We start from the raw sequence: 19,870 nt of genomic DNA, 5'->3' as shown, positions 1-19,870 counted from the left end.
GTTCGTTAAAGAACGTTGTAGTGGATATAGCTCTGAGGGTTACTGTTCGGAGTTGGCCTCCTGACTACCCTCGGAGATGGAGTTACCAGCGAGGTCCAAGATCTCGCCAGTAATCTCAGCTGTGACAGGGCTATCCGAGTAGTCACCATCAAGTTCAACGGTGACTTCTGCGGTGGAGTCCCCATCCTCGATGCCGGAGACGTCCACACCGTCGGTCGCGACGACACTGTCGCCCTGGTCGTTCGTCACGTCGAAGTCTCCGGTGTCAACAGTACTACTGTCGAACCCGGAGCCGTCGTCAGTCAGCGTGACAGTGACGGTAGTCGTACTGTCGGTCGTGGATTTGGTTGCACTATCGAGTGACGGTGCAGTCGTGTCGTAGGTGAAGGTGACTTCGCTGGTGTCCGTGTTCCCAGCATTGTCAGTGACCTCGAGGGTGGCAGTGTACGTGTCATCCTCGAGGCTGCTGAAGTCGTAACTGGAATCTCCAGCCACGTTAACACCGTCAATTTCGACGTTGCCTTCGTCGCCTTCTATGGTCAGCGACGCCGTATCGACGCCAGAACCATCGTCGCTAGCGGTGAATTCGAGGGTTCCACTGCTCGTGTCGACGTCACTGGACGGCGAGGTGATATCCGCTGTCGGATCCGTCGTGTCGAGCGTGAACGTCGCTTCACCGCTGCCAGTGTTCCCAGCAGCGTCATCGACGTCCGCACTCACCGTCACGTCGCCATCAGCCAGCGTAACCTCGCTCGTATCGACGCTCACCGTACCGTCATCACTGACCGAGACAGCACCGTCGTCAGTACCAACACCGTCGATTGCAGTTGTGCCCTCCGAGTCACTCACGGTCACGGAGAGCGTACTAGTGTCGACACCACTGGTCCCGTCGGAAACTTCGAACGTAATCTCGTCGTTCGAGATGGAATTCACCGTCTTACCGTCCGACGGCGCGAAGTTATCGACGGTCGGCGACGCCGTGTCGAGCGTGAACGTCGCTTCACCGCTGCCAGTGTTCCCAGCAGCGTCATCGACGTCCGCACTCACCGTCACGTCGCCATCAGCCAGCGTAACCTCGCTCGTATCGACGCTCACCGTACCGTCATCACTGACCGAGACAGCACCGTCGTCAGTACCAACACCATCGAGTACAACGGTCTCATCCGAGTCCTCCACGGTCACTGAGAGCGTGCTCGTGTCGACACCACTGGTCCCGTCGGAAACTTCGAACGTAATCTCGTCGTTCGAGATGGAATTCACCGTCTTACCGTCCGACGGCGCGAAGTTATCGACGGTCGGCGACGTCGCGTCCAACGTGATGCTGTCAGTGCCAGTCGACGAAATACCCGTCTCGTCGATGGCTTCGACGGTCAGGTCGACCTGACCGTCCTCGGCGGTAGCCTGGGAGGCATCAACCGGGAAAGTCACATCGTAGGTGTCACCATCGACCTGCTTCAGGGGGAGGTCACTCGGACCACCGAGGGCAGAGGCGTTGACAACCGTCGTGCGGAGGTTATCGTCAGTAATCTCCGCGGTGACAGTAACTGAGTCGCCATCCGTCACGGTGTCGCCTGCCGGTGACGAGACATCGACGTTGCTCACCGACGGCTTGGCGGAGTCCTCTGCATCGCCGTAGTTCACCGCACTGTACATGTCGCTGTCCTCGACGAACACCCAGTAGGACGAGCCGGGCCGCAGGATGGCAGCGTCCTGGCTGTCCTGCCCGAGCACGCCGACTTCAGCGACCTGGTCGATGCTCGTCAGGGCGTGGTCCGTCGGCTGAGCGCCCTCCTGGAAGTGACCGATGAGGTTCCAGCCGGGGTTCAGATTCTCGACCGACGGACTGTTCGGTCCTTCGCTGGCGCCCGCGTCGTACGTCGTGTAGCCGCGGACGTCGAGTTCAGTGGACTCGTTCGCGTAGAGGATGTAGCCCTGGCCGCCTTCGAGGGCGGTCAGGTCGTTCTCCTCTGCGGACGGATCGAAGCTCTCCCACTCGCCGTCGTCGTACGCCCAGATGACGTCGACGCCGGAGAGGTCGAGTTCGTCGAGTTCGACATCACCCGCCTCAATCGGAGCGGAGACGAAGTTCGCGCCCTCGCTCAGCTCGAGTTCGATGCTGTCGACCGTCTCCGAGCTGTCACCGAATTCAAGCTCGGGGTCGTCGCCGGTCTGGATTTCGCTGTCGAACGTAAGCGTGTAGACGCCGTCGCCGTTAGTGGAGTCGACGACGCCGATGACCTCAGCGCGGTCGTCAGCGAACGTGAAGTCATCGCTAATCGGGCCAACGCCGGGCTCGGAGAACTTCACCTGAACCTGGCTCTGACCCTTTTCGACACCGCTCACGTCAGCGTCAACTATTGCAGCCGAGCGGTTGTCGACTTGCTGGAACGACGTCGCATCGCTAGCCTCATCAGTGCCACCAAGATCCTCAGTAGTTAGGACCTGGTCACCGAGACTTGCGTTGTGGAATAGCGCGCCGAAGTCACCGTCGCGCTCGGTCGTGTGGTTGAGTGAATACTCGTAGCCAGCGTCTGTCTCCACCATTTCGAAGTCGTCCAACGAGTAGGTGGTGACGCTCTGGTCGACGTAGTCGTCAACAGTGCCGACAGAGATGTTCAGCCCGTCGAGTTTCGCGTCAGACTCGAAGGACACGTTCAGCGTGTCCGAGCCCTCTTCGGTCGTCGTTAGGCCGAGACCGTCATTCACCGTCTGGAGCTTCTCGCCGTTGACAGTGAACGTCTCGGACACTGTCGCCGTGTCACCGTCGTAGCCGGGATTATCGGCAGTGACGGATATCTCGTAATCACCGCTGCCGTGTTTGTTGACGTCGAACGTCAAATCCTCCGACAGAATCTTATCGCCCGAGGGACCGTCAACTTCTGCGTTAGCTAGTTCGACGCCGATGTCTTCGATGGCGACGATGTCAGTAACGTTGACTTCACCGGTGAGTTCGTCTGGCCCGACGTACGAGATAGTCGGGTCAGCGTTGTCGACCGTGAATGGATCAACCTCGACGCTGTCGGAGTTACCAGCGTCGTCCGCCACCGAGACCGTGAGCGTGTGCACGCCCTCGGGCAGGTCGGTCGTGTCGAGGTTCGACGGATCCTCGATGACGCGCGTCATCTCCTCGTCTTGGCCGACCTCAACCGTGTACACGAGCGAGTTACCGTCAGCGTCGCTCGCCGAGAAGTGGCCCGTGAGGTTCACGTAGCCACTAATCGGGTCGAGTTCGCCGAGGTTGTTGGAGTTGACGGTCGGGCCGTTCGTGTCGATCTCGAACGTCGCGTTGCTCGCGTCCGCGTCAGCGTTCGTGAGCGTGTTGTCGCTGTCTGCAGGGATGTCGACTGAGTCGGTCGCCGCGGTGACGTTCACGACCGCCGAGTCGTTCTCGACACCGTCGTAACCATCGTTCGACAGGGTCAGATCCTGCTCAAGGACGCCAGCCGTATCAGTCGACGAGAAGTCGTCGAGTGTTTCGACTTCACCGTCGATATAAACCGTTGCTGAAACCGATTCGGGGTCAACATCGTCCTCTTCGAACGTGACGATGACCTGCTCGTCGTTCTCGTCGGTGTCGCTGAGGTTGAGAGCGTCGTCGGACAGCGAAACGCTGTCGACAGTCGGACCCTCCGTGTCGACCGTGAAGTTCAGCGTGGCCGAGTCGGAGTACCCGAGGTCGTTCTCACCGCTGACAGTGACCGTGTAGTCACCGTCGGCGAACGACTCGACGTTCTCGTTGTCTTCTGGGTTAACAGTGAACGTGTGCGTGTCGTTGTCCCAGGCGTCGCTGGTGTTATCGAAGGTGTAATCGTTCGGGCCCTCAATGTCCAGCTCGACCGTCGAGTTGACGATGTCGTGCGAGTCGTCGGTGACGGAGGCCTTGATGGTCTGGTTCTCGTCACTAGTGATGTCGTCCTCGCTAGGCTGACTCACGTCAGCCGTGGGCGCGTCCGTGACGACATCGAACGAGAACTTGGTGGAGTTGGAGTTACCTGCTTCGTCAGATGCGCTCACGTCGACGGTGTAGTCACCGGTTTCGAGAGCAGGGACGTTACCGCTGCCAGGACTGATGACGAGTTCGTTATCCGAGAACTCGATACCGTCCTGAGACGCGGAGTCGGGGTTGATTTCCCACGTGTTGATGACGTCGTCTTCGCCCTTCGTGATCGTCGCCGAGATGGAGTCGACGCTCGTATTCTCGTCCACGATGTCGACGGAGACGTCGCCCGTCTCCTGAAGGGCTATCGTCGCCCCATCCTCAGGCGACTCGTCACTGAAGATCGGAGCATCCGCGTCGACTTGGAGTTCAGCGGAGCGCTCCTCTTCGTTGCCATCACTGATCCCTGGGTCTTCCTCGTTGGCCTCGTCTTCCACCTGGAAGATCGAGACATCGTAGGTACCGCTCTCATCCGGAACGTCTTCGGAGTTAGCGGTAATCGAGAACGAGTTGTCGTCCTCGTAATCCTCGATGTCGACGGACCCAAGGTGAGTGTCGTTGTCCGCGTGGTACTCGCCATCATCGTTTTCGTCGATGAAGGCGTGCACCGTTCCGTTCTCATTTACTGTTCCGTTGACGTCGAACCCCTCATCACCCTTAACGAGGTCTTCACTCAGGGTGATATCAGTGGTAGACGCCGCGGCAGTCCCCGTAAACGCGATGCCGGCGCCGAACACGGAGCCGATCATCAGCGCCGTCAGGAAGACCGCGCGGAGTTTGTCGCGATAGTTGTCGCGTGTCATCTATTGTGTGTTGTTGTCTGAATCGTCGGTTAGCGAGCGATGCCCCTCCCGAGTCGTCGCGTGCTCCGGCGGTGTCGCGCCGTACCGCGCGTCAATCGAGGTCGTAGTAATCCTCGAGCACCTCCTCGAGCTTTCGTGAGACGTTCTGACCGTCGGCGACGGCGTCGCTGCGTACCTGTCGCCAGACGTCGCGGCTGACCTCGATGGTCGTCCGCGTGACGTCGCGTGCGTCGTCGCCGTCGCCGTCGTGCGAGGCTGTCATCCTTGCTCCATTTCGGTTGTCGAGCGTTCCATTCGGTTTGGGTGAAGTCTGGTGACTTCGCTACCAGACAGGTCCACCCTTCAGAGTGATACCACTTATAGATACCGTCAGTAGATGGGTTCGGTACTAACCAAGGATTAACAGCGTTAGGGAGGCGTATAATCGTCGCTCTGGGCGCTCACGGGGCGGTTTCGTCGGCGGCGTCCAGCCCGCTGCGCACTCGCTACGGGCCCGGACGGCGACCAGCGACCGACCGCGGCGGAGCGCCGCCGCTACGCGAACGGCGTCCAGGAGAAGTCGTCGTCGACCGCGCCGCGGTGTCGTCCTCGCGTCCCGGCGGCCGTCAGGCCAGTTCGTCCTCGACGCGCGCCTCGAAGTCCTCGTCGTTCTCGTAGGCCTCGCGGTGCTCCAGTGCGGCCTGGCCCTTCGCCGTGATCTCGTAGAGGCCGCTGTTCGGCGCCGGGCCGACGCGCTCGACGAGCCCGTAGTCCGCGAGCACGGGGAGCCGCGTGTTGATGTACGCGCGGTTCTTCTCGAGGAGGTGAGACAGATTGACAGCGTTGTTACGTTTCCCGTCGGAGAGCGCGTCGAGGATCTCGAAATCCGTCGGGACTGCGAGTTTCATACGCACTCGGTGGTAGTCAGGGCTCATATATACTTGGGAAGGTATTCTTAAATACGACTGGTATGTACCAGTTCTACTCACAGTCGCGCTCGGGGGGTGGTGTGGGCCGGACGAAGCAACGACGGCGCGGACGGCCGGTGGGGACGGCCGTCCGCGGCTTCGCGGTGGGCTCGCGGGGGGAAGCGAGTCACCAACCGTCGTACCCGGGCGGAGCCGGGTCCGGGGGCGGGCGGATACTATCAGTATACGCCCACGGTAGACGTTAGGGTGCGCGTAGAAAAGTACTTCGGTGGCGGAACTCCGGCGTCTGCGCCGACGGACACTCCGAGAAAACGCGGGCAGCGAACGGCTCGCGGCCGATCACCGCGCGGTCGGTTACCGGTCGTCCAGCTCCCGGAGCGCCTCCTTCGCGAGCTCGAGTTCCTCGAGCGTCCGCCGCTGGCGCTCCGCGAGTTCGTCGATCCGGGCGGTCAGTTCCTCCGCTGGCAGGTCCTCGAGGCGGCCGGTCGAGGAGTACAGCAGGAAGTCCTCGAGCGTGTTCGTGCAGGCGCTGTTCACCTCGAGCAGCGACTTCACGACCGCCCACTGCGGGTCCGCGATCTGGTCGGTCCGCTCGATTCGGGGCCCCACCCCCTCGAAACAGTAGTCCCCATCGCTCATCATGTAGCGAATGTAGGCTTAGTAGGTCCCTAACTTGAAAGTATTGGTTAGAAATACTTTCACGCCGCCGAACAGTATCTACAACGTTCTGCACCGTTCTGTAACTTGCTTCAGCGAGTACCGGACCAGGAGTCGAACCGTCGACGGTCCCCCTGGGCGACGATTACCCCCAGCTCGATTACCATTCCGGTTCAGTCGGTGTGGTCCCACTCCTCGCGCTGCTCGCGGTGCTCCCGGGCCTCCCGCAGCAGGTCGCCCTGGGCCGCCAGCAGGTCCGTCGCGGTGACCACGCCGACGAGCGTCTGGCCGTCCGCGACCGGGAGGTGGTGGACGTCGCGGTCGAACATGCGCGCGGCGGCGACGCGGACGGTCGCGGACGGCTCGACGGTGACGAGCGGGCGGCTGGCCGCGGCGTAGACGGGAATCTCGCTCAGCGGGCGGTCGTACTCGTGGCCGGCCTGCAGGACGTCCACCTTCGTGAGGATGCCGGCCGGCGTGCCGTCGCTGGTGACGACCACGCTGCCGGCGCCGGCGTCGAGCATCCGGCCGACCGCGTCCCGGACCGCGGTCCGCGCGGGCGCGGTGAGGACGTCCGTCGACATCACCTCGCGGACGAGCATGGCGGCGTGTTCACACACCGCGAGGGTAGCTCTTTCGCTCGCGCCGGCCCGTCGAGTGCTACGTCTCCTCGCTGTGCCGGACCTGGACGGCGATGCCGCGCGTCGAGTCCACCATCGCCGGACCCGGCATCTCAGCGCGCCCGACCGCGAACGCCGTCGGGCCCTCGACGACGACCTCGTCGCCGACGCGGATGTCGTCGCTGGCGTCGACGACGCCGGGCGCGAGCACGCTGCCCTCGGGGACGAACGCGTCGATCTCCACGCGCTTCGTCGGAGCGTCCGAGTCGACCCAGCGGCGCGCGCCCGCGAGCGTGAACGACAGCGACCCGTACTGGGGGACGAGCGCCGCGAGCTGCTCGCCGTCCGAATCGAGCGCCTGGAGTTTCGGGTAGCGGCCCTGCACGGTGAGGTCGCCGAAGAGCTCGTCGCCGGCGCCGTCGCCGACGAAGTAGTCCGCGACCGCCTTCAGGGTCGCCTCCTCGCGCTCCTCGACCCAGATCGTGTCCTCGCCGGCGAGCGCGGCGTTCAGCTCGCCGAGGCTCGCGTCCGTCGTCGGGTGGTCCTCGACGGTGTACTCGAAGGGGACGTCGACCTCGCGCTCGACGCGCTCGCAGACCTCGCGGTAGCCCTCCGGCGGCACGTGCGCGAGCACGCGCGAGTAGTCCGTGCGCTCGAGGTACCGCCGGAGGACGCGCGCGACGAAGTCCGTCTCCTCGGCGCTCCACCGGCCGGTCACGACGCTGTCGTAGTGCTGGGCGGGGTACGTGAGCTCGAGCTCCTGGGGGACGACGCCGATGGGCGACGTCATCGACACGACGTGCGCGCGGTAGCTCGCGGCGTCCTGGAACTGGCGGTGGCTCTGGCTGTCGCTGTACGGCTTCGCCGCCGAACACGGCACCAACAACAGGGGGTGGCCGTCGAGGCGCTTGCGGTACCGCGAGGTGACGCGGTCGGCGAACCGCTGGATCTCCACCCGCCGGAGCGCGTCCTCGGTCGCGGACAGCAACAGCGAGTCCCGGAACGCGGGCGTGCGCTCCTCGACGTACGCGTACTCCTGGTCGAGCTCGCGGAACGCCGCGGTCGCCCACGCCTCGTGGCGCGCCTGCCCCTCCACGTAGTCCCGGAGCCGACCGTCACGGATGCGCCGGCGGACGCGCGCCAGTTCGGCCTCGAGGACCGCGACGTTGTGGTCGACGCAGTCCCCGCGGTCGAACTCGGCGACGGGCTGGCGGCAGGCCGCACACGAGCACGGCAGTTCGTCGAGGGCCGCGAGGTCGTACTCGCCCTCCGTCGTGAGGTAGCGGCCCTGCGTCCCGCGGATCACGGCGCGGTCGGCGTCCACGAGGTCGACGCCGGCGTAGACGAGCACGGCGACGTTCCGCGGCGTCGCCACGCCCGAGAGGTAGAGCGCGGTGTCGTCCGGGATGGCCTCGCGCGTCTCGACGACGGCGTCCTCGAACGCGGCGCCGTGGCCGACGACGCCGGGCGCGCCGGAGAGCACGTAGGCGTCCGCGCCGTAGTCGGCGGCGGTCTGCGGCGACACGACCGCCGCGCTCGGGAAGTCGACGTCCGGGTACTCGGGCGCGAACGACGCCTGCACTTCCTCCGCGGTCCCCGAGGGGAACCCCCGGTGCGGGAGCACCGTCAACTGCGACTCGTCGCCCTCCGGGCGGTCCCGGTGCTGGACCCACTGGCTGCCCGCGTCCGCCAGGACGTCGTCCGCGAGCGCCGGCGTCACCACCGGGTCGCGCAGGCGGAGTTCGCCCACGCGCGCCGCGGCGTCGCGGGCGTGCACCTCGAAGTAGTCGGTCATTGCACGCCCCTCCGGCCCGCGCGCTCAATTGCCTTGCCGTTTCCGCGCGGCGGCCGCGGCGCCGCCGCACCCCTCTCGACAGCGGTTTTATCCGCCGCGCCGTCGACGACCCGCTATGACACCCGCCTGGCCGGCGACGCCGGGAGCCGTCCCCGGCGTCTCGGACGCGCTCGACCCGTACAGCAGCGTCGCCGTCGACGTCCTCGTGTTCGGTGCCGTCGCCGCCGCCGTCTACCTGCTCGGGCGGCTGGTCGTCGTGCCGGCCGTCGCGGGCGTGCTCCGCGACCGCAACGAGAACAACCCGACGCTGGTCACCGCCGCGGAGACGTACCTCGCCGCGGTCCTCGTCGGCGTCGCCGTGTTCGCCGGCCTCGCCGCCACCGGGCAGGCCGGCGTGCTCGTCACCACCGACTCCGCCATCCTCATCGCCGCGCTCACGTTCGCGTTCGGCGTCGCCGGCCAGGAGGTGCTCGGGTCGCTCGTCAGCGGCTTCTTCCTCGTCGCCGACCCCGACTTCAACGTCGGCGACTGGATCTCGTGGCCGGGCGGCGAGGGCGTCATCCAGGCCATCGACTTCCGCGTCACGCGCATCCGGACGGCCGACCACGAGGTCGTCACCGTCCCGAACACCGAGCTCGCGACGAACGCGCTCACGCGGCCGTTCGGCGGCGACCGCTACCGCGTCACCGAGCGCGCGTTCGTCGCCTACGCCGAGGACACCGAGCGCGCGCTCATGGAACTGCAGGCGGTCGCCGTCGACCACGACGGCGTCGCCGCCGAGCCCGCGCCGGACGCCCGCGTCCTCGACCTCGGCGCCGACGCGGTCACCGTCCAGGCGGAGTTCTGGGTCGAGGACCCCGGGCGCGCGGACGTCGCGGCCGTGCGCTCGGACTTCCGGCGGCGCGTCAAGCGCCGCTTCGACGAGGCGGACCTGACGCTGGCGCCCGCCGCCGGCCGCGAGGTCTCCGGGTCGCTGACCGTCGAGCGCCCGGCCGAGCACTGAGTCGCGCGCCGCGCTCGAATCCGCGACCGCCCCGGGTCACGCGCCGTCCGGCGAGATGTCCACGAGGGCGACGCGTTCGGGCACGCGGTCGAGCGCCGAGTCGGGCCAGCCGCGGTGGGCGAGCGTGAACTCGGTGTCGGGGTTGGCCTCGCAGAGCGCGGCGACGCCGTCGGCGGCGGCCTCGTGGCCGGCGCGGTCCATGCGCTCGGGCGTCTCCGCGTTCAGGGGGTACGTGGTGGACAGCGCGCGCGGGAACGGCCCGAACGGCGGGACGACGTTCCAGGACTCGTCGTAGCGGTCGTCCCGGGACCCCTCGGTGAGGAGGACGTCGCCCTCGGGGGCGAGGCGCGCGAGGCGGTCGTGGTGGCGGACGACCTCGGGGCGGCGCGCGCTCTCCGCGGACGCGTAGGAGAACGCGTCCTTCGTCGCCGGATCGGTCGCCTCCAGCTGGTCGGCGTGGTCGAGGAGCGCGCGGTAGCCGTCGAGGGTCCGCGGGTGGGCGTGCGCGCGCGCCTCGACGAGTTCCATGAGGTTCCCGGCCTTGATGGCCTGCTTGACGCGCCGGAGCTCCCCGAAGGAGACGTGGAGGTTGTGCTCGGCGAGCAGCCGTTCGCGCGCGTCGTCCCCCACGCGTTCGAGTTCGTCCGGCGTGTGCTCGGCGCAGACCGGGCAGTCACAGGGGAAGTAGTGGAGGTCCTCGAGGTGTTCGGTGCCGTGGACGGTGAGGTAGCGGTCGTCGCGGGCGTAGATGGCGTACGCGGCGGAGTCGAGGAGGTCACAGCCCAGCGCGGCGGCGAGCGCGAACATCATCGGGTGGCCGGCGCCGAAGAGGTGGACGGGCGCGTCCCGGCCGAGGCCGCGTTTGGCCGCGAGCACGGCCTCGGCCACGTCGCCGTAGCGGTACTGGTTCATCAGGGGGACGACCGCGCCCACGGGGAAGAGGTCGAGGCCGGTGCCGTAGGCGTGTCGGGCCGCCGCCTCGCGGAGGTCGGCGTACGTCGACCCCTGGACGGGCGCGTTCACGAGCATGTCGCCGACGTCGACGGTCTCGGCGAGTTCGAGGCGCTCCCTGGTCGTCGCGAGTTCGCGCTCGGCGCGCTCGCGGTCGGCGTCCGGCGGCGTCGGGATGTCCACGGGCGTCCCGACGTCGCTGCCGACCTCGTGCTGGAACGCGAGGATCTCCTCGGTGTCCGTGTCGATCTCGCCGTACTCCGCGAGCTGGAAGCTCCCGGAGTCGGTCATGATGGCGCCGTCGAAGCCCAGCATGTCGTGGAGGCCTTCGTCGAGCGCGCGCTCGCGGAGGTCGGGGTCGCTGTTGACGATGTAGGCGTTCGTGATGAGCATCTCCGCGCCGAACTCGCGGAACCGCGACGGCTCGACGGTGACGAGGTTCGGGTTGACGACCGGCATCAGCGTCGGCGTCTCGACGGTCGCGCCGGCCCGCGGCACGTCGAGTTCGCCGACGCGCGCGGCGCCGTCCTGCGCGACCACCTCGAAGACCTCTCTCATTGCACGAGGGGTAGCCGACGGCCGCGCGTAAGGGTTTCTGTCCGGTCGCGGCCCGGCGCGCCGACAGCTGGAATCCCGTTGTGGCTCGGCGCCGACAGCTGGAATCCCGTTGTGGCCCGGCGCGCCGACGGCCGGAGTCCGGCGGCTACTCGCCGGCCTCGACGTAGAACACGCGCTCGCGTGGGATGCGGCGGACCGTGCTGCCGTCGTCGCTCGTCACCAGCCAGTGGCCCGTCTCCTCGTCGTAGCCGAGGTTGTCGTCGCTGGTCTTCCAGGTGGTGGCTCCGCCGTCGGGGTCCTCGTAGACGATGGCACCCATGCAGGTGCGTCGGGGAGCGCGGCGATAAAGCCGGCGGACGCGCCGGCCGGCTCGCGGTCGGCGGCCGTCAGTCCGCGCGGAGCTCGTAGTGGAGGACGCCGAGCGCGGTGCGGCCGTCCCGGACGTCGCCGTCGCGGACCGCCGCGAGCAGGTCCTCGTAGGGCGTCGTCGTCACGCGGATGGACTCGTCGAAGTCGAGGTCCTGTTCGGCGGTCGGCCGGCAGCCGCGCGCGACGTAGTAGTGGTGGACGGCGTTCGCGATGCCGTTCGCGGGCTCGAACTCGCCGAACTGCTCGACGCTGTCGGCCTCGTAGCCGGTCTCCTCGGCGAGCTCGCGGCGCGCGGCCGCCGCGAGGTCGTCGTCGCCGTCCTCGACGCCGCCAGCGGGGAGCGCGCGGTTCACGCGCCCGACCGCCTGCCGCCACTCCTCGACGAGTACGACGTCGCCGCCGGGCGTGAACGCCAGCAGGACGACGGCCGGGTCGTCGACGAGGTAGTCGAAGTCCGTCACGGTGCCGTCCGGGAGTTCGACGTCCTCGCGGACGATCTCGAACCCCGGGCACTCGTAGGCGACCTCGCTGCGTTTCGTCGCCCACGCGAGCGGGTCGCGGTCGTCGCCGGTCACGGCCGCGGGTTCGCGGCACCGCGACAAAAGCCTGCCGCGACGCCGCCCGCTCAGAACAGCGCCGTCACCTGTTCGCGCGTCGACGCGAGGGTCTCGGAGTTGTCGACGACGGCGTGCTCGCGGTCGACGTCGTCGAAGGACTCCCGGTACTGGAGGTGGATCCGGAAGTCCGCGTCGCTGGCGTCGCCGGTCCGCTCGCGGATGCGCTCGCGGACGACGTCCGTCTCGCAGTCCACCTTCACGAAGGTCACCGGGACGCCGAGGTCGTCGCCGACCGCCTGCGCGTCGTCCCGGAGGTCGCGGTGCTGGAACGTGCCGTCGAGCACCGCCGCGTCGCCCGCGCGCACGGCGGCGGCGGCGCGCTCGAGCAGTTCCTCGTACACCGCGCGCATCTCCGCGTCGGTGTACTCGGGGTCCTCGAAGAGGTCCTTGCGGACGACGTCCGTGCGCAGGAGGACGGCGTCGAGTCGGTCGGCGGCGTGTTCGGCGACGGTCGTCTTCCCGGCGCCCGGCAGCCCGCAGACCACGACGACGCGCGGCTGTCGGCCCCGGACCGGGTCGTCCGCGATGGCTCGCTCCCCGCTCACGGTGATCGACTGAGACACGACGCGCCCGCAATATGAAGGTGTGGAATCGCCGCCGCTCCGACGCGCGCGGTCAGTCGACCGTGACGCCGTCCTCCGAGCGGAACTCGCCCGCGCACTCCGCGCAGAGTTCGAGTTCCATCTCCGTCGGTTCGCCGTTCCCGTGGACGAACCGCACCCGGTAATCGTCCACGGCCCCCCGTCCGCCGCAGTTCGTGCACGCCATCGCATCGCCGTATCACGTCCGCAGTCGAACCCTTCACCCCTGACAGGTAATGGCGATTTATATGGTGGTAGGTAGTTGCCACCGTGAGGCGAGGACCACGGGTCGACCGACCACGCACGGGCACCGCGAGACACGGGCCGTGGACCGACCGACCGCGCACGGCGTCGCGAGGCCCGGACCACGGGTCGACCGACCGACCGCGCACGTGGACCGCGAGCACGGTCGAGAGTTAAGCCCGAGACCGTCCAACGAGTGAGCATGCAACGGACTCTGGACGGCCTCGAGGAGACGTTCTGGGCCCGGCACGCGAACCCGAAGAGCGGGTGGACGCGAGTCCCGACCGGCGCCGTCCTCGTGTACGCCGTCTACCGGCGGGACTGGCGGCTCCTCCTCGCGGGGCTCGCCTGGGCGGCGCTCAACCCGCTCGCGTTCCCGCCGCCCGACTCCGAGGACGCGTGGATGACGCGGGCCGTGCTCGCCGAGCGGTGGTGGGTCCGCGAGGAGGGCAACGGGACGGTCGGGGCTGCCTACCCGAACGTCTGCAACGCGGCGAGCGCGCTGGCGTTCCTCTACGCGTTCGTCGCCGCGTGGCGCCGCCGCCCGGCCCGTGCCGGCGTGGCGACGGTCCTGGCGAGCGGACTGAAACTCTGGTGGGTCGGCGTGCTCGTCCGCCGCTTTGACGCCCACCGGGCCGCCCGTACGCCGGGTCCGGACGCCGGCCGCGCCACTACCTGTCGGCGGATGCGGGAGAAGGGGTGTACGTGAAGTGGGCCGGCACGAATTTGAATCGTGGTTACGGCCACCCGAAGGCCGAAGGATACCAAGCTACCCCACCGGCCCGCAGTGAGACGTTCGCCCGTGGACGGTTTAACGCTTCCGAATCGGGAGAAGGGGTCGCGCCGTGGGGGTGCAACGGGCGGCCGTCTCGGCGGGCCCACCAGCCCGCCGGAGTTGGCAGATGCTAACGGCACCGTTAACCGGGAGGCGCCTCTGTGTCGGGACGGGTAGAAGCTCGATGAGTGACGACACATCCGAGAACGGGACCAACGACCCGCGACCCGACGGCGGGAAGCGGGAGCACTGGCACCCCAAGGGCGTCGACGACTGGTGGCCGGAACTGCTGGACGTGGACGTCCTCGACGACAACACCCGCTACGTCGGGCCGCTCGACGAGGACTTCGACTACGCGGAGGCGTTCCAGGACCTCGACCTCGAGGCGGTGAAAGCGGACATCGAGGACGTGATGACGTCCTCGCAGGACTGGTGGCCGGCGGACTACGGCACCTACGGCCCGCTGTTCATCCGGATGGCGTGGCACAGCGCCGGCACGTACCGGACCGCCGACGGCCGCGCCGGCGCGTCCGGCGGCCTCCAGCGCCTCCCGCCGGAGAGCAGCTGGCCGGACAACGTGAACCTCGACAAGGCCCGCCGGCTGCTCCAGCCCGTAAAGCAGAAGTACGGCCGCAAGCTCTCGTGGGCCGACCTCATCGTGCTCGCCGGGAACGTCGCCCTCGAGTCGATGGGCTTCGAGACGTTCGGGTTCGCCGGCGGCCGCGAGGACGAGTTCAAGCCGAACCACGCCACCGACTGGGGGCCCGAGACCGAGTGGGAGGAGACCTCGCCCGAGCGCTACGAGGACGGCGAGGTCGGCGACCTCCGCGACCCGCTCGCGAACACCGTGATGGGGCTCATCTACGTGAACCCCGAGGGGCCGTACGGCGAACCGGACGTCGAGGGCTCGGCGGCGAACATCCGCGAGGAGTTCGACCGCATGGCGATGAACGACGAGGAGACCGTCGCGCTCATCGCCGGCGGCCACACGTTCGGGAAGGTCCACGGCGCCGACGACGAGACGGAGGTCGGCCCGGAGCCCGAGGCGGCGCCCATCGAGGAGCAGGGCCTCGGCTGGGACCACGACTTCGAGAAGGCCGGCATGATCACCAGCGGCATCGAGGGGCCGTGGAACGCCACGCCCACCCAGTGGGACATGGGGTACGTGGACAACCTCCTGAACTACGAGTGGGAGCCCCACAAGGGCCCCGGCGGCGCCTGGCAGTGGCGGCCGGCCAGCGAGGAGGAGCGCGAGGCCATCGAGAAGGCCCCGGACGCCCAGGACTTCGACGAGTCCGAGGAGCCGATGATGCTGACGACGGACGTCGCCCTGAAGCGCGACCCGGACTACCGGGAGATCCTCGAGCGCTTCCAGGACGACCCCTCGGAGTTCCGCGCGGCGTTCGCGAAGGCGTGGTACAAGCTCATCCACCGCGACATGGGGCCGCCCGAGCGGTACCTCGGCCCGGAGGTCCCCGAGGAGACGATGATCTGGCAGGACCCCGTGCCGGAGGCCGACTACGAGCTCGTCGGCGACGACGAGGTCGCCGAGCTCAAGCAGGCGCTGCTGGACTCGGAGCTCTCCCGCGCCCAGCTCGTCAAGACCGCGTGGGCGTCCGCGTCGACGTACCGCGACAGCGACAAGCGCGGCGGCGCGAACGGCGCCCGCATCCGCCTCGAACCCCACCGCACCTGGGAGGCCAACGAGCCGGACGAGCTCGGGACCGTCCTGGAGACCTACGAGGCCGTCCAGGAGGAGTTCAACGGCTCCCGCGACGACGACACGCGCGTCTCGCTGGCCGACCTCATCGTGCTCGGGGGCAACGCGGCGATCGAGCAGGCGGCCGCCGACGCCGGCTACGACGTCGAGGTGCCGTTCGAGCCGGGCCGCACCGACGCCACCCAGGAGCAGACCGACGTCGAGTCCTTCGAGGTGCTCGAGCCGGAGGCCGACGGCTTCCGGAACTACCTCGGCGGCGGCTACGACCAGCTGCCCGAGGAGCGCATGGTCGACAAGGCGGACCTGCTGAACCTCGACGCCTCGGAGATGACGGTGCTGGTCGGCGGCATGCGCGCGCTCGGCGCGACCTACGGGGACACCGACCGCGGCGTCTTCACTGACGACCCGGGCACGCTGACCAACGACTTCTTCGTGAACCTCCTCGACATGGGCTACGAGTGGACGGCCGTCGACGAGGACGAGGAGGTCTTCGAGGTCCGGAACCGCGAGTCCGGCGACGTCGAGTGGGAGGCCACCCGCTTCGACCTCGTCTTCGGGTCGAACGCCCGCCTGCGCGCCATCGCGGACGTCTACGGCGCCGCGGACGGCGAGGAGAAGTTCGTCCGCGACTTCGTCGACGCGTGGACGCACGTGATGCGCCTGGACCGCTTCGACCTCGAGTAGGCCCGTCGACCGACCCCTCGTTCTTCCGCGCGCCGCGACCGCCAGCGACTCGACGGCCACTCCGCGTGCCGCTCGGCAATCACTCCGCGTGCCGCTCGACGGTCGGTCTGCGTGCCGCTCGACGGTCAGTCTGCGTGCCGCTCGACGTACTCGACCGCCTCCCGGGGCGAGTCGACGGCCTCGACGTGCGGCGCGTCGGGCGCGCCGATGCCGGCTATCGGGCGGTCGTAGACCGCACCGAATCCGACCTCGGAGAGCGTGCCGCCGCTGCCGTCGACGGCGATGACGGCGTCGCCGTTCAGCACGACCAGCGCGTTCCGCGCGTGCCCGAGCCCCGTCGCGATGGCCGTGTCGACGTACTCGTTGGCCGCACGCCGGTCCTCGCCCGGCAGGACGCCGATTGTGTGGCCGCCGGCGTCGCTGGCGCCGCGGCACGCCGCGCGCATCACGCCGCCGAGGCCGCCGCAGACGAGGACGTGGCCGCGCTCCGCGAGCAGGCGCCCGACCTCGCGCGCGTGCCGCTTCGCGGCTTCGGGCGGCGTGCTGCCGCCGGCGACGCTCACGCGCATCGTCAGTAGGCGGTGAAGCCGTCGGTGTCGAGGTAGTTGTGCGCGACCGTGATCGCGTGGTCGGCGTGCAGCACTTCGGGGCCGACGCGCACCCGGCAGTCGCTTCGCTCGGCGAGCAGGCTGGCCTCCGCGTCGGTGAAGTCCTCGTGGTCGGAGAGCACGAACACCGGGTCCTCCGGCGGCTCGACGTCCGCGAGCGGGTCGCCGTCCTCGTGGAGTTCCACGACGGTCCCGTCGAGGGCGTCCAGCACCGCCTCGAAGCCGCGCTTCGAGACGTGGATGCCGGGCGTCGACTCGGCCTCGCGGTGGCCGATGGCCTGGTCTTTCGCCTCCAGCGCCTGCTTCAGCAGGCCGGCGACGTTGCGCTCGTCCGGATTCATGTACCGGAGGTCGCTGGCGTCGATTCGCACCGTCACCTCGTCCCGCAGCACGAGCGAGATTTCGACGTCCTCGCGGATGCCGTGCGAGAGGAACAGCGCGCTGTTCACGCACCGGCAGAGCACGTCGAGGCGGCCGGCGCCGCCCGCGAGGTCGGAAAGCGAGAAATCGGGGTCCGTGGGGGCGTTGTGCCCGAGCACGACGAACTGGCGCATGGATGGCCTGTCGCACGCCCCGGGCTTACGTGGTTCGGGAGGCGGCGGGAGACTTATACCGGCTCGCCGTGGGGCGTCCCGTATGGTCGCCGTCGAGTTCGTCCTGCTCGGCCTGGTCCTCGCGTTCTTCGGGTTCGGCGCCGCGTACAACGCCCGCGAGGTCGCCCGGAAAGACGAACAGTACGACGCCATCGGGAGCCAGCGCGACCCCCTCGACGCCCGGCCGGCGGGCTGGAAGGTGTCGCTGACGCGCTGGCTCTGGGCCGCCGTCGGCGTGGCCGGCGTCGCGTTCGTCGTCCTCGGGTTCGTGTGGTGACCGGCGGAGCGGACGGCGTGGCAACCGGGGACCGAAGCATAGAGCGACCGGCGTGGCAACCGGGGACCGAAGCATACGTACCACGCGCCCACGACCACACGCCCATGACCATCCTGGAGGACGCGAAGCGGGTGCTCGCGGAGGACCCGGTCTGCGACGCCTGCGTGGGGCGGTGTTTCGCGGACCGGAGCTTCGGCCTGACGAACGCCGAGCGCGGCCGGGCGCTGCGGACGGCCGTGGCGCTCGACGACGACGAGCCCTACGAGCCACCCGAGGAGACGTGCTGGGTGTGCGAGGGGGCCGCCCAGCGCTTCGACGAGTTCGCGGACCTCGTGGTGGACGCGCTCGCCGACGAGCACTTCGACACCTACCAGGTGGGGACGCGCGCGCCGCCGCTCGTCGAGGAGAACGAGGCGATGCTGCGGGACCTCGCCGGCCTCGAGGCGGACGCCGGCGAACGGTTCAAGTCCGAGTGCAACCGCGAGGTCGGCAAGCGAGTTGGGCGGGCGACGGGCGCGGACGTCGACTTCTCGCGGCCGGACGTGCTCGCGGTGCTGGACGTCGAGGCCGAGACCGTCGAGGTGACCGTGAACTCGGCGTTCGTCTACGGGCGCTACCGGAAACTCGAGCGCGGGATCCCCCAGACGAAGTGGCCGTGCTCGGACTGCAACGGTACGGGGACGCTCGTGGACTCGCCGTGCCCGCACTGCGACGGCACCGGCTACCTCTACCCCGAGAGCGTCGAACAGCTGACCGCGCCGCCCGTCGTCGAGGCGATGGGCGGCACGGAGGCGTCCTTCCACGGCGCCGGCCGCGAGGACATCGACGCGCTGATGCTCGGGACGGGCCGGCCGTTCGTCGTCGAGGTCGAACGCCCACGGGACCGCCACCCCGACACGGACGACCTGGAGGCCGCCATCAACGAGTACGCCGAGGGGAAAGTCGAGGTCGAGGGCGTGCGGCTGGCGTCCTACGAGATGGTCGAGCGCGTGAAGGAACTCGACGCGCGGAAGCGCTACCGCGCGCAGGTCGAGTTCGACGCGCCCGTCGACGCGGCCGCCCTCCGGGCCGCAATCGACGAACTCGACGGCGCGACAATCGAGCAGGAGACGCCCCAGCGGGTCAGCCACCGGCGCGCCGAGAAGGTCCGGACGCGCACGGTCTACGACATCGACGGCGAACTGACCGACGACGCGCACGCAGTCGTGGAGATCGAGGGCGAGGGCGGCCTCTACGTCAAGGAGCTCGTCTCCGGCGACGACGGCCGCACGGAGCCGAGCCTCGCCGGTCTGCTCGGCGTCGGCGCGACGGTCACCGCGCTGGACGTCGTCGCCGTCGAGGGCGAGGACGAGGCGTTCGAGGACGAGGCGTTCTTCCTGGAGTGACCGCGCGATGACCGGGACCGGGGTGGCCGGGAACGCGGACGACGCGCGCGCGTTCGGCGTGGACGAAGCGGGGAAGGGGCCAGTGCTCGGGTCGATGTTCGCGGCGGCGGTCGTCGGCGACCCCGACGGGCTTCCCGACGGCGTCGCGGACTCGAAGCGCCTGTCGGCGGCGCGCCGCGAGGAACTGGACGCCGCCATCCGGGCGGCCTGCGAGGTCGGCGTCGCGGAGGTGCCGGTCGCGCGCATCGACGACCCGGCGACGGACATGAACGCGCTCACGGTGGAGGCGCAGGCGAGCGCGCTCGACGCCGTCGCGGCGGACGGCCTCGCCGGCCACGTCGACGCCGGCGACGTCGACGAAGCCAGGTTCGGGAGGCGCGTCGCCGACGCCGTCGCGGCGGACGTCGACGTCACCGCGGCCCACGGCGCGGACGACGAGTACGCGCTCGTCGCCGCGGCGAGCGTGGTCGCGAAGGTCGCTCGCGACAGCCACGTCGACGCGCTCGCGGACGAGTACGGCGACGTGGGCTCCGGCTACCCCGGCGACCCGACGACCCGCGAGTTCCTCCGCGAGTACGTCCGCGAGCACGGCGCCCTGCCGGAGTGCGCTCGCGCGTCCTGGCAGACGAGCGCGGACGCGCTCGCCGCCGCCGAGCAGGCCGGCCTCGAGGAGTTCTGAGCGCGCGAGTTCCGACCGTCGTCGTGGGGCAACGTGCCGGTCGCAGCACACCATCCGTCGCCGTGAGTAGGGGACTCGTCCAGAACGGAGCAGCACCGAAGCCCGAG

The 19,870-nt window shown here is 68.8% G+C and carries 18 protein-coding genes and 1 tRNA gene; 6 read left to right on the top strand and 13 right to left on the bottom strand.

Annotation, left to right across the window (positions count from 1 at the left end; all coding sequences use genetic code 11):
- Positions 1-39 precede the first annotated feature (39 nt).
- From U5911_RS07045 to arcS, 6 genes are all read right to left on the bottom strand, one after another.
- Positions 40-4,740: a surface glycoprotein gene (locus U5911_RS07045; protein ID WP_336036250.1), complete on the bottom strand. Its 4,701-nt coding sequence runs from the start codon at positions 4,738-4,740 to the stop codon at positions 40-42.
- A 91-nt stretch (positions 4,741-4,831) separates the two neighbouring features.
- The gene (locus tag U5911_RS07040) at positions 4,832-5,002 is read right to left on the bottom strand and encodes a hypothetical protein (RefSeq protein WP_336036249.1); all 171 of its coding nucleotides are present in this window, start codon (positions 5,000-5,002) and stop codon (positions 4,832-4,834) included.
- 343 nt (positions 5,003-5,345) lie between these two features.
- Positions 5,346-5,627, bottom strand: coding sequence for an ArsR family transcriptional regulator (locus tag U5911_RS07035; RefSeq protein ID WP_336036248.1), 282 nt, complete (start codon positions 5,625-5,627; stop codon positions 5,346-5,348).
- 375 nt (positions 5,628-6,002) lie between these two features.
- Complete coding sequence (locus U5911_RS07030; RefSeq protein WP_336036247.1) at positions 6,003-6,290, bottom strand: DUF8103 family protein; 288 nt, start codon at positions 6,288-6,290, stop codon at positions 6,003-6,005.
- 188 nt (positions 6,291-6,478) lie between these two features.
- Positions 6,479-6,907 carry a CBS domain-containing protein gene (locus U5911_RS07025; protein WP_336036246.1) on the bottom strand — a complete coding sequence of 143 codons (429 nt, stop codon included), beginning with the start codon at positions 6,905-6,907 and terminating at the stop codon, positions 6,479-6,481.
- Positions 6,908-6,965: 58 nt separating this feature from the next.
- The gene (gene arcS, locus U5911_RS07020) at positions 6,966-8,720 is read right to left on the bottom strand and encodes an archaeosine synthase subunit alpha (protein WP_336036245.1); all 1,755 of its coding nucleotides are present in this window, start codon (positions 8,718-8,720) and stop codon (positions 6,966-6,968) included.
- Between the two features lie 115 nt (positions 8,721-8,835).
- On the opposite strand from arcS, the gene U5911_RS07015 reads away from it, so the two are divergent.
- Positions 8,836-9,723 (top strand): mechanosensitive ion channel family protein, encoded by an 888-nt coding sequence (locus tag U5911_RS07015; protein WP_336036244.1) that lies wholly within the window; start codon positions 8,836-8,838, stop codon positions 9,721-9,723.
- A gap of 36 nt (positions 9,724-9,759) precedes the next feature.
- Here U5911_RS07015 and tgtA read toward each other — a convergent pair whose 3' ends face one another.
- The 4 genes from tgtA to U5911_RS06995 form a co-directional block, all read right to left on the bottom strand.
- A complete protein-coding gene (gene tgtA / locus U5911_RS07010; RefSeq protein WP_336036243.1) occupies positions 9,760-11,232 on the bottom strand; it encodes a tRNA guanosine(15) transglycosylase TgtA in 1,473 nt (490 codons plus the stop codon).
- 145 nt (positions 11,233-11,377) lie between these two features.
- The gene (locus U5911_RS07005; protein ID WP_336036242.1) at positions 11,378-11,551 is read right to left on the bottom strand and encodes a hypothetical protein; all 174 of its coding nucleotides are present in this window, start codon (positions 11,549-11,551) and stop codon (positions 11,378-11,380) included.
- 67 nt (positions 11,552-11,618) lie between these two features.
- Complete coding sequence (locus U5911_RS07000; protein WP_336036241.1) at positions 11,619-12,176, bottom strand: NUDIX hydrolase; 558 nt, start codon at positions 12,174-12,176, stop codon at positions 11,619-11,621.
- Between the two features lie 50 nt (positions 12,177-12,226).
- Positions 12,227-12,763: a P-loop nucleotide/nucleoside kinase family protein gene (locus U5911_RS06995; protein WP_336036240.1), complete on the bottom strand. Its 537-nt coding sequence runs from the start codon at positions 12,761-12,763 to the stop codon at positions 12,227-12,229.
- Between the two features lie 481 nt (positions 12,764-13,244).
- Here U5911_RS06995 and U5911_RS06990 point away from each other — a divergent pair, with 481 nt between their 5' ends.
- Positions 13,245-13,751: a DUF6653 family protein gene (locus U5911_RS06990; RefSeq protein ID WP_336036239.1), complete on the top strand. Its 507-nt coding sequence runs from the start codon at positions 13,245-13,247 to the stop codon at positions 13,749-13,751.
- 2 nt (positions 13,752-13,753) lie between these two features.
- Here the strand turns inward: U5911_RS06990 and U5911_RS06985 are convergent.
- Positions 13,754-13,826, bottom strand: a tRNA-Pro gene (locus U5911_RS06985).
- A 175-nt stretch (positions 13,827-14,001) separates the two neighbouring features.
- On the opposite strand from U5911_RS06985, the gene katG reads away from it, so the two are divergent.
- Positions 14,002-16,221 carry a catalase/peroxidase HPI gene (gene katG, locus U5911_RS06980; RefSeq protein WP_336036238.1) on the top strand — a complete coding sequence of 740 codons (2,220 nt, stop codon included), beginning with the start codon at positions 14,002-14,004 and terminating at the stop codon, positions 16,219-16,221.
- Positions 16,222-16,346: 125 nt separating this feature from the next.
- On the opposite strand, the gene U5911_RS06975 is transcribed toward katG, so the two are convergent.
- Both U5911_RS06975 and trmY read right to left on the bottom strand, forming a co-directional pair.
- Positions 16,347-16,790, bottom strand: a complete 444-nt coding sequence (locus U5911_RS06975; RefSeq protein ID WP_336036237.1) for a TIGR00725 family protein — start codon at positions 16,788-16,790, stop codon at positions 16,347-16,349.
- A 2-nt stretch (positions 16,791-16,792) separates the two neighbouring features.
- Positions 16,793-17,383, bottom strand: coding sequence for a tRNA (pseudouridine(54)-N(1))-methyltransferase TrmY (trmY, locus tag U5911_RS06970; protein WP_336036236.1), 591 nt, complete (start codon positions 17,381-17,383; stop codon positions 16,793-16,795).
- 82 nt (positions 17,384-17,465) lie between these two features.
- Here trmY and U5911_RS06965 point away from each other — a divergent pair, with 82 nt between their 5' ends.
- The 3 genes from U5911_RS06965 to rnhB all read left to right on the top strand — a co-directional run bounded on the left by U5911_RS06965 (position 17,466) and on the right by rnhB (position 19,763).
- Positions 17,466-17,699 carry a hypothetical protein gene (locus tag U5911_RS06965; RefSeq protein ID WP_336036235.1) on the top strand — a complete coding sequence of 78 codons (234 nt, stop codon included), beginning with the start codon at positions 17,466-17,468 and terminating at the stop codon, positions 17,697-17,699.
- Positions 17,700-17,803: 104 nt separating this feature from the next.
- Positions 17,804-19,084 (top strand): tRNA pseudouridine(54/55) synthase Pus10, encoded by a 1,281-nt coding sequence (locus U5911_RS06960; protein WP_336036234.1) that lies wholly within the window; start codon positions 17,804-17,806, stop codon positions 19,082-19,084.
- A 7-nt stretch (positions 19,085-19,091) separates the two neighbouring features.
- Complete coding sequence (gene rnhB / locus U5911_RS06955) at positions 19,092-19,763, top strand: ribonuclease HII (RefSeq protein WP_336036233.1); 672 nt, start codon at positions 19,092-19,094, stop codon at positions 19,761-19,763.
- Positions 19,764-19,870 lie beyond the last annotated feature (107 nt).

The sequence above is a fragment of the Halobacterium yunchengense genome (genome assembly GCF_037031165.1).
Taxonomy (GTDB): domain Archaea; phylum Halobacteriota; class Halobacteria; order Halobacteriales; family Halobacteriaceae; genus Halobacterium; species Halobacterium yunchengense.
This window is presented reverse-complemented; position numbering and strand designations above follow the sequence as displayed.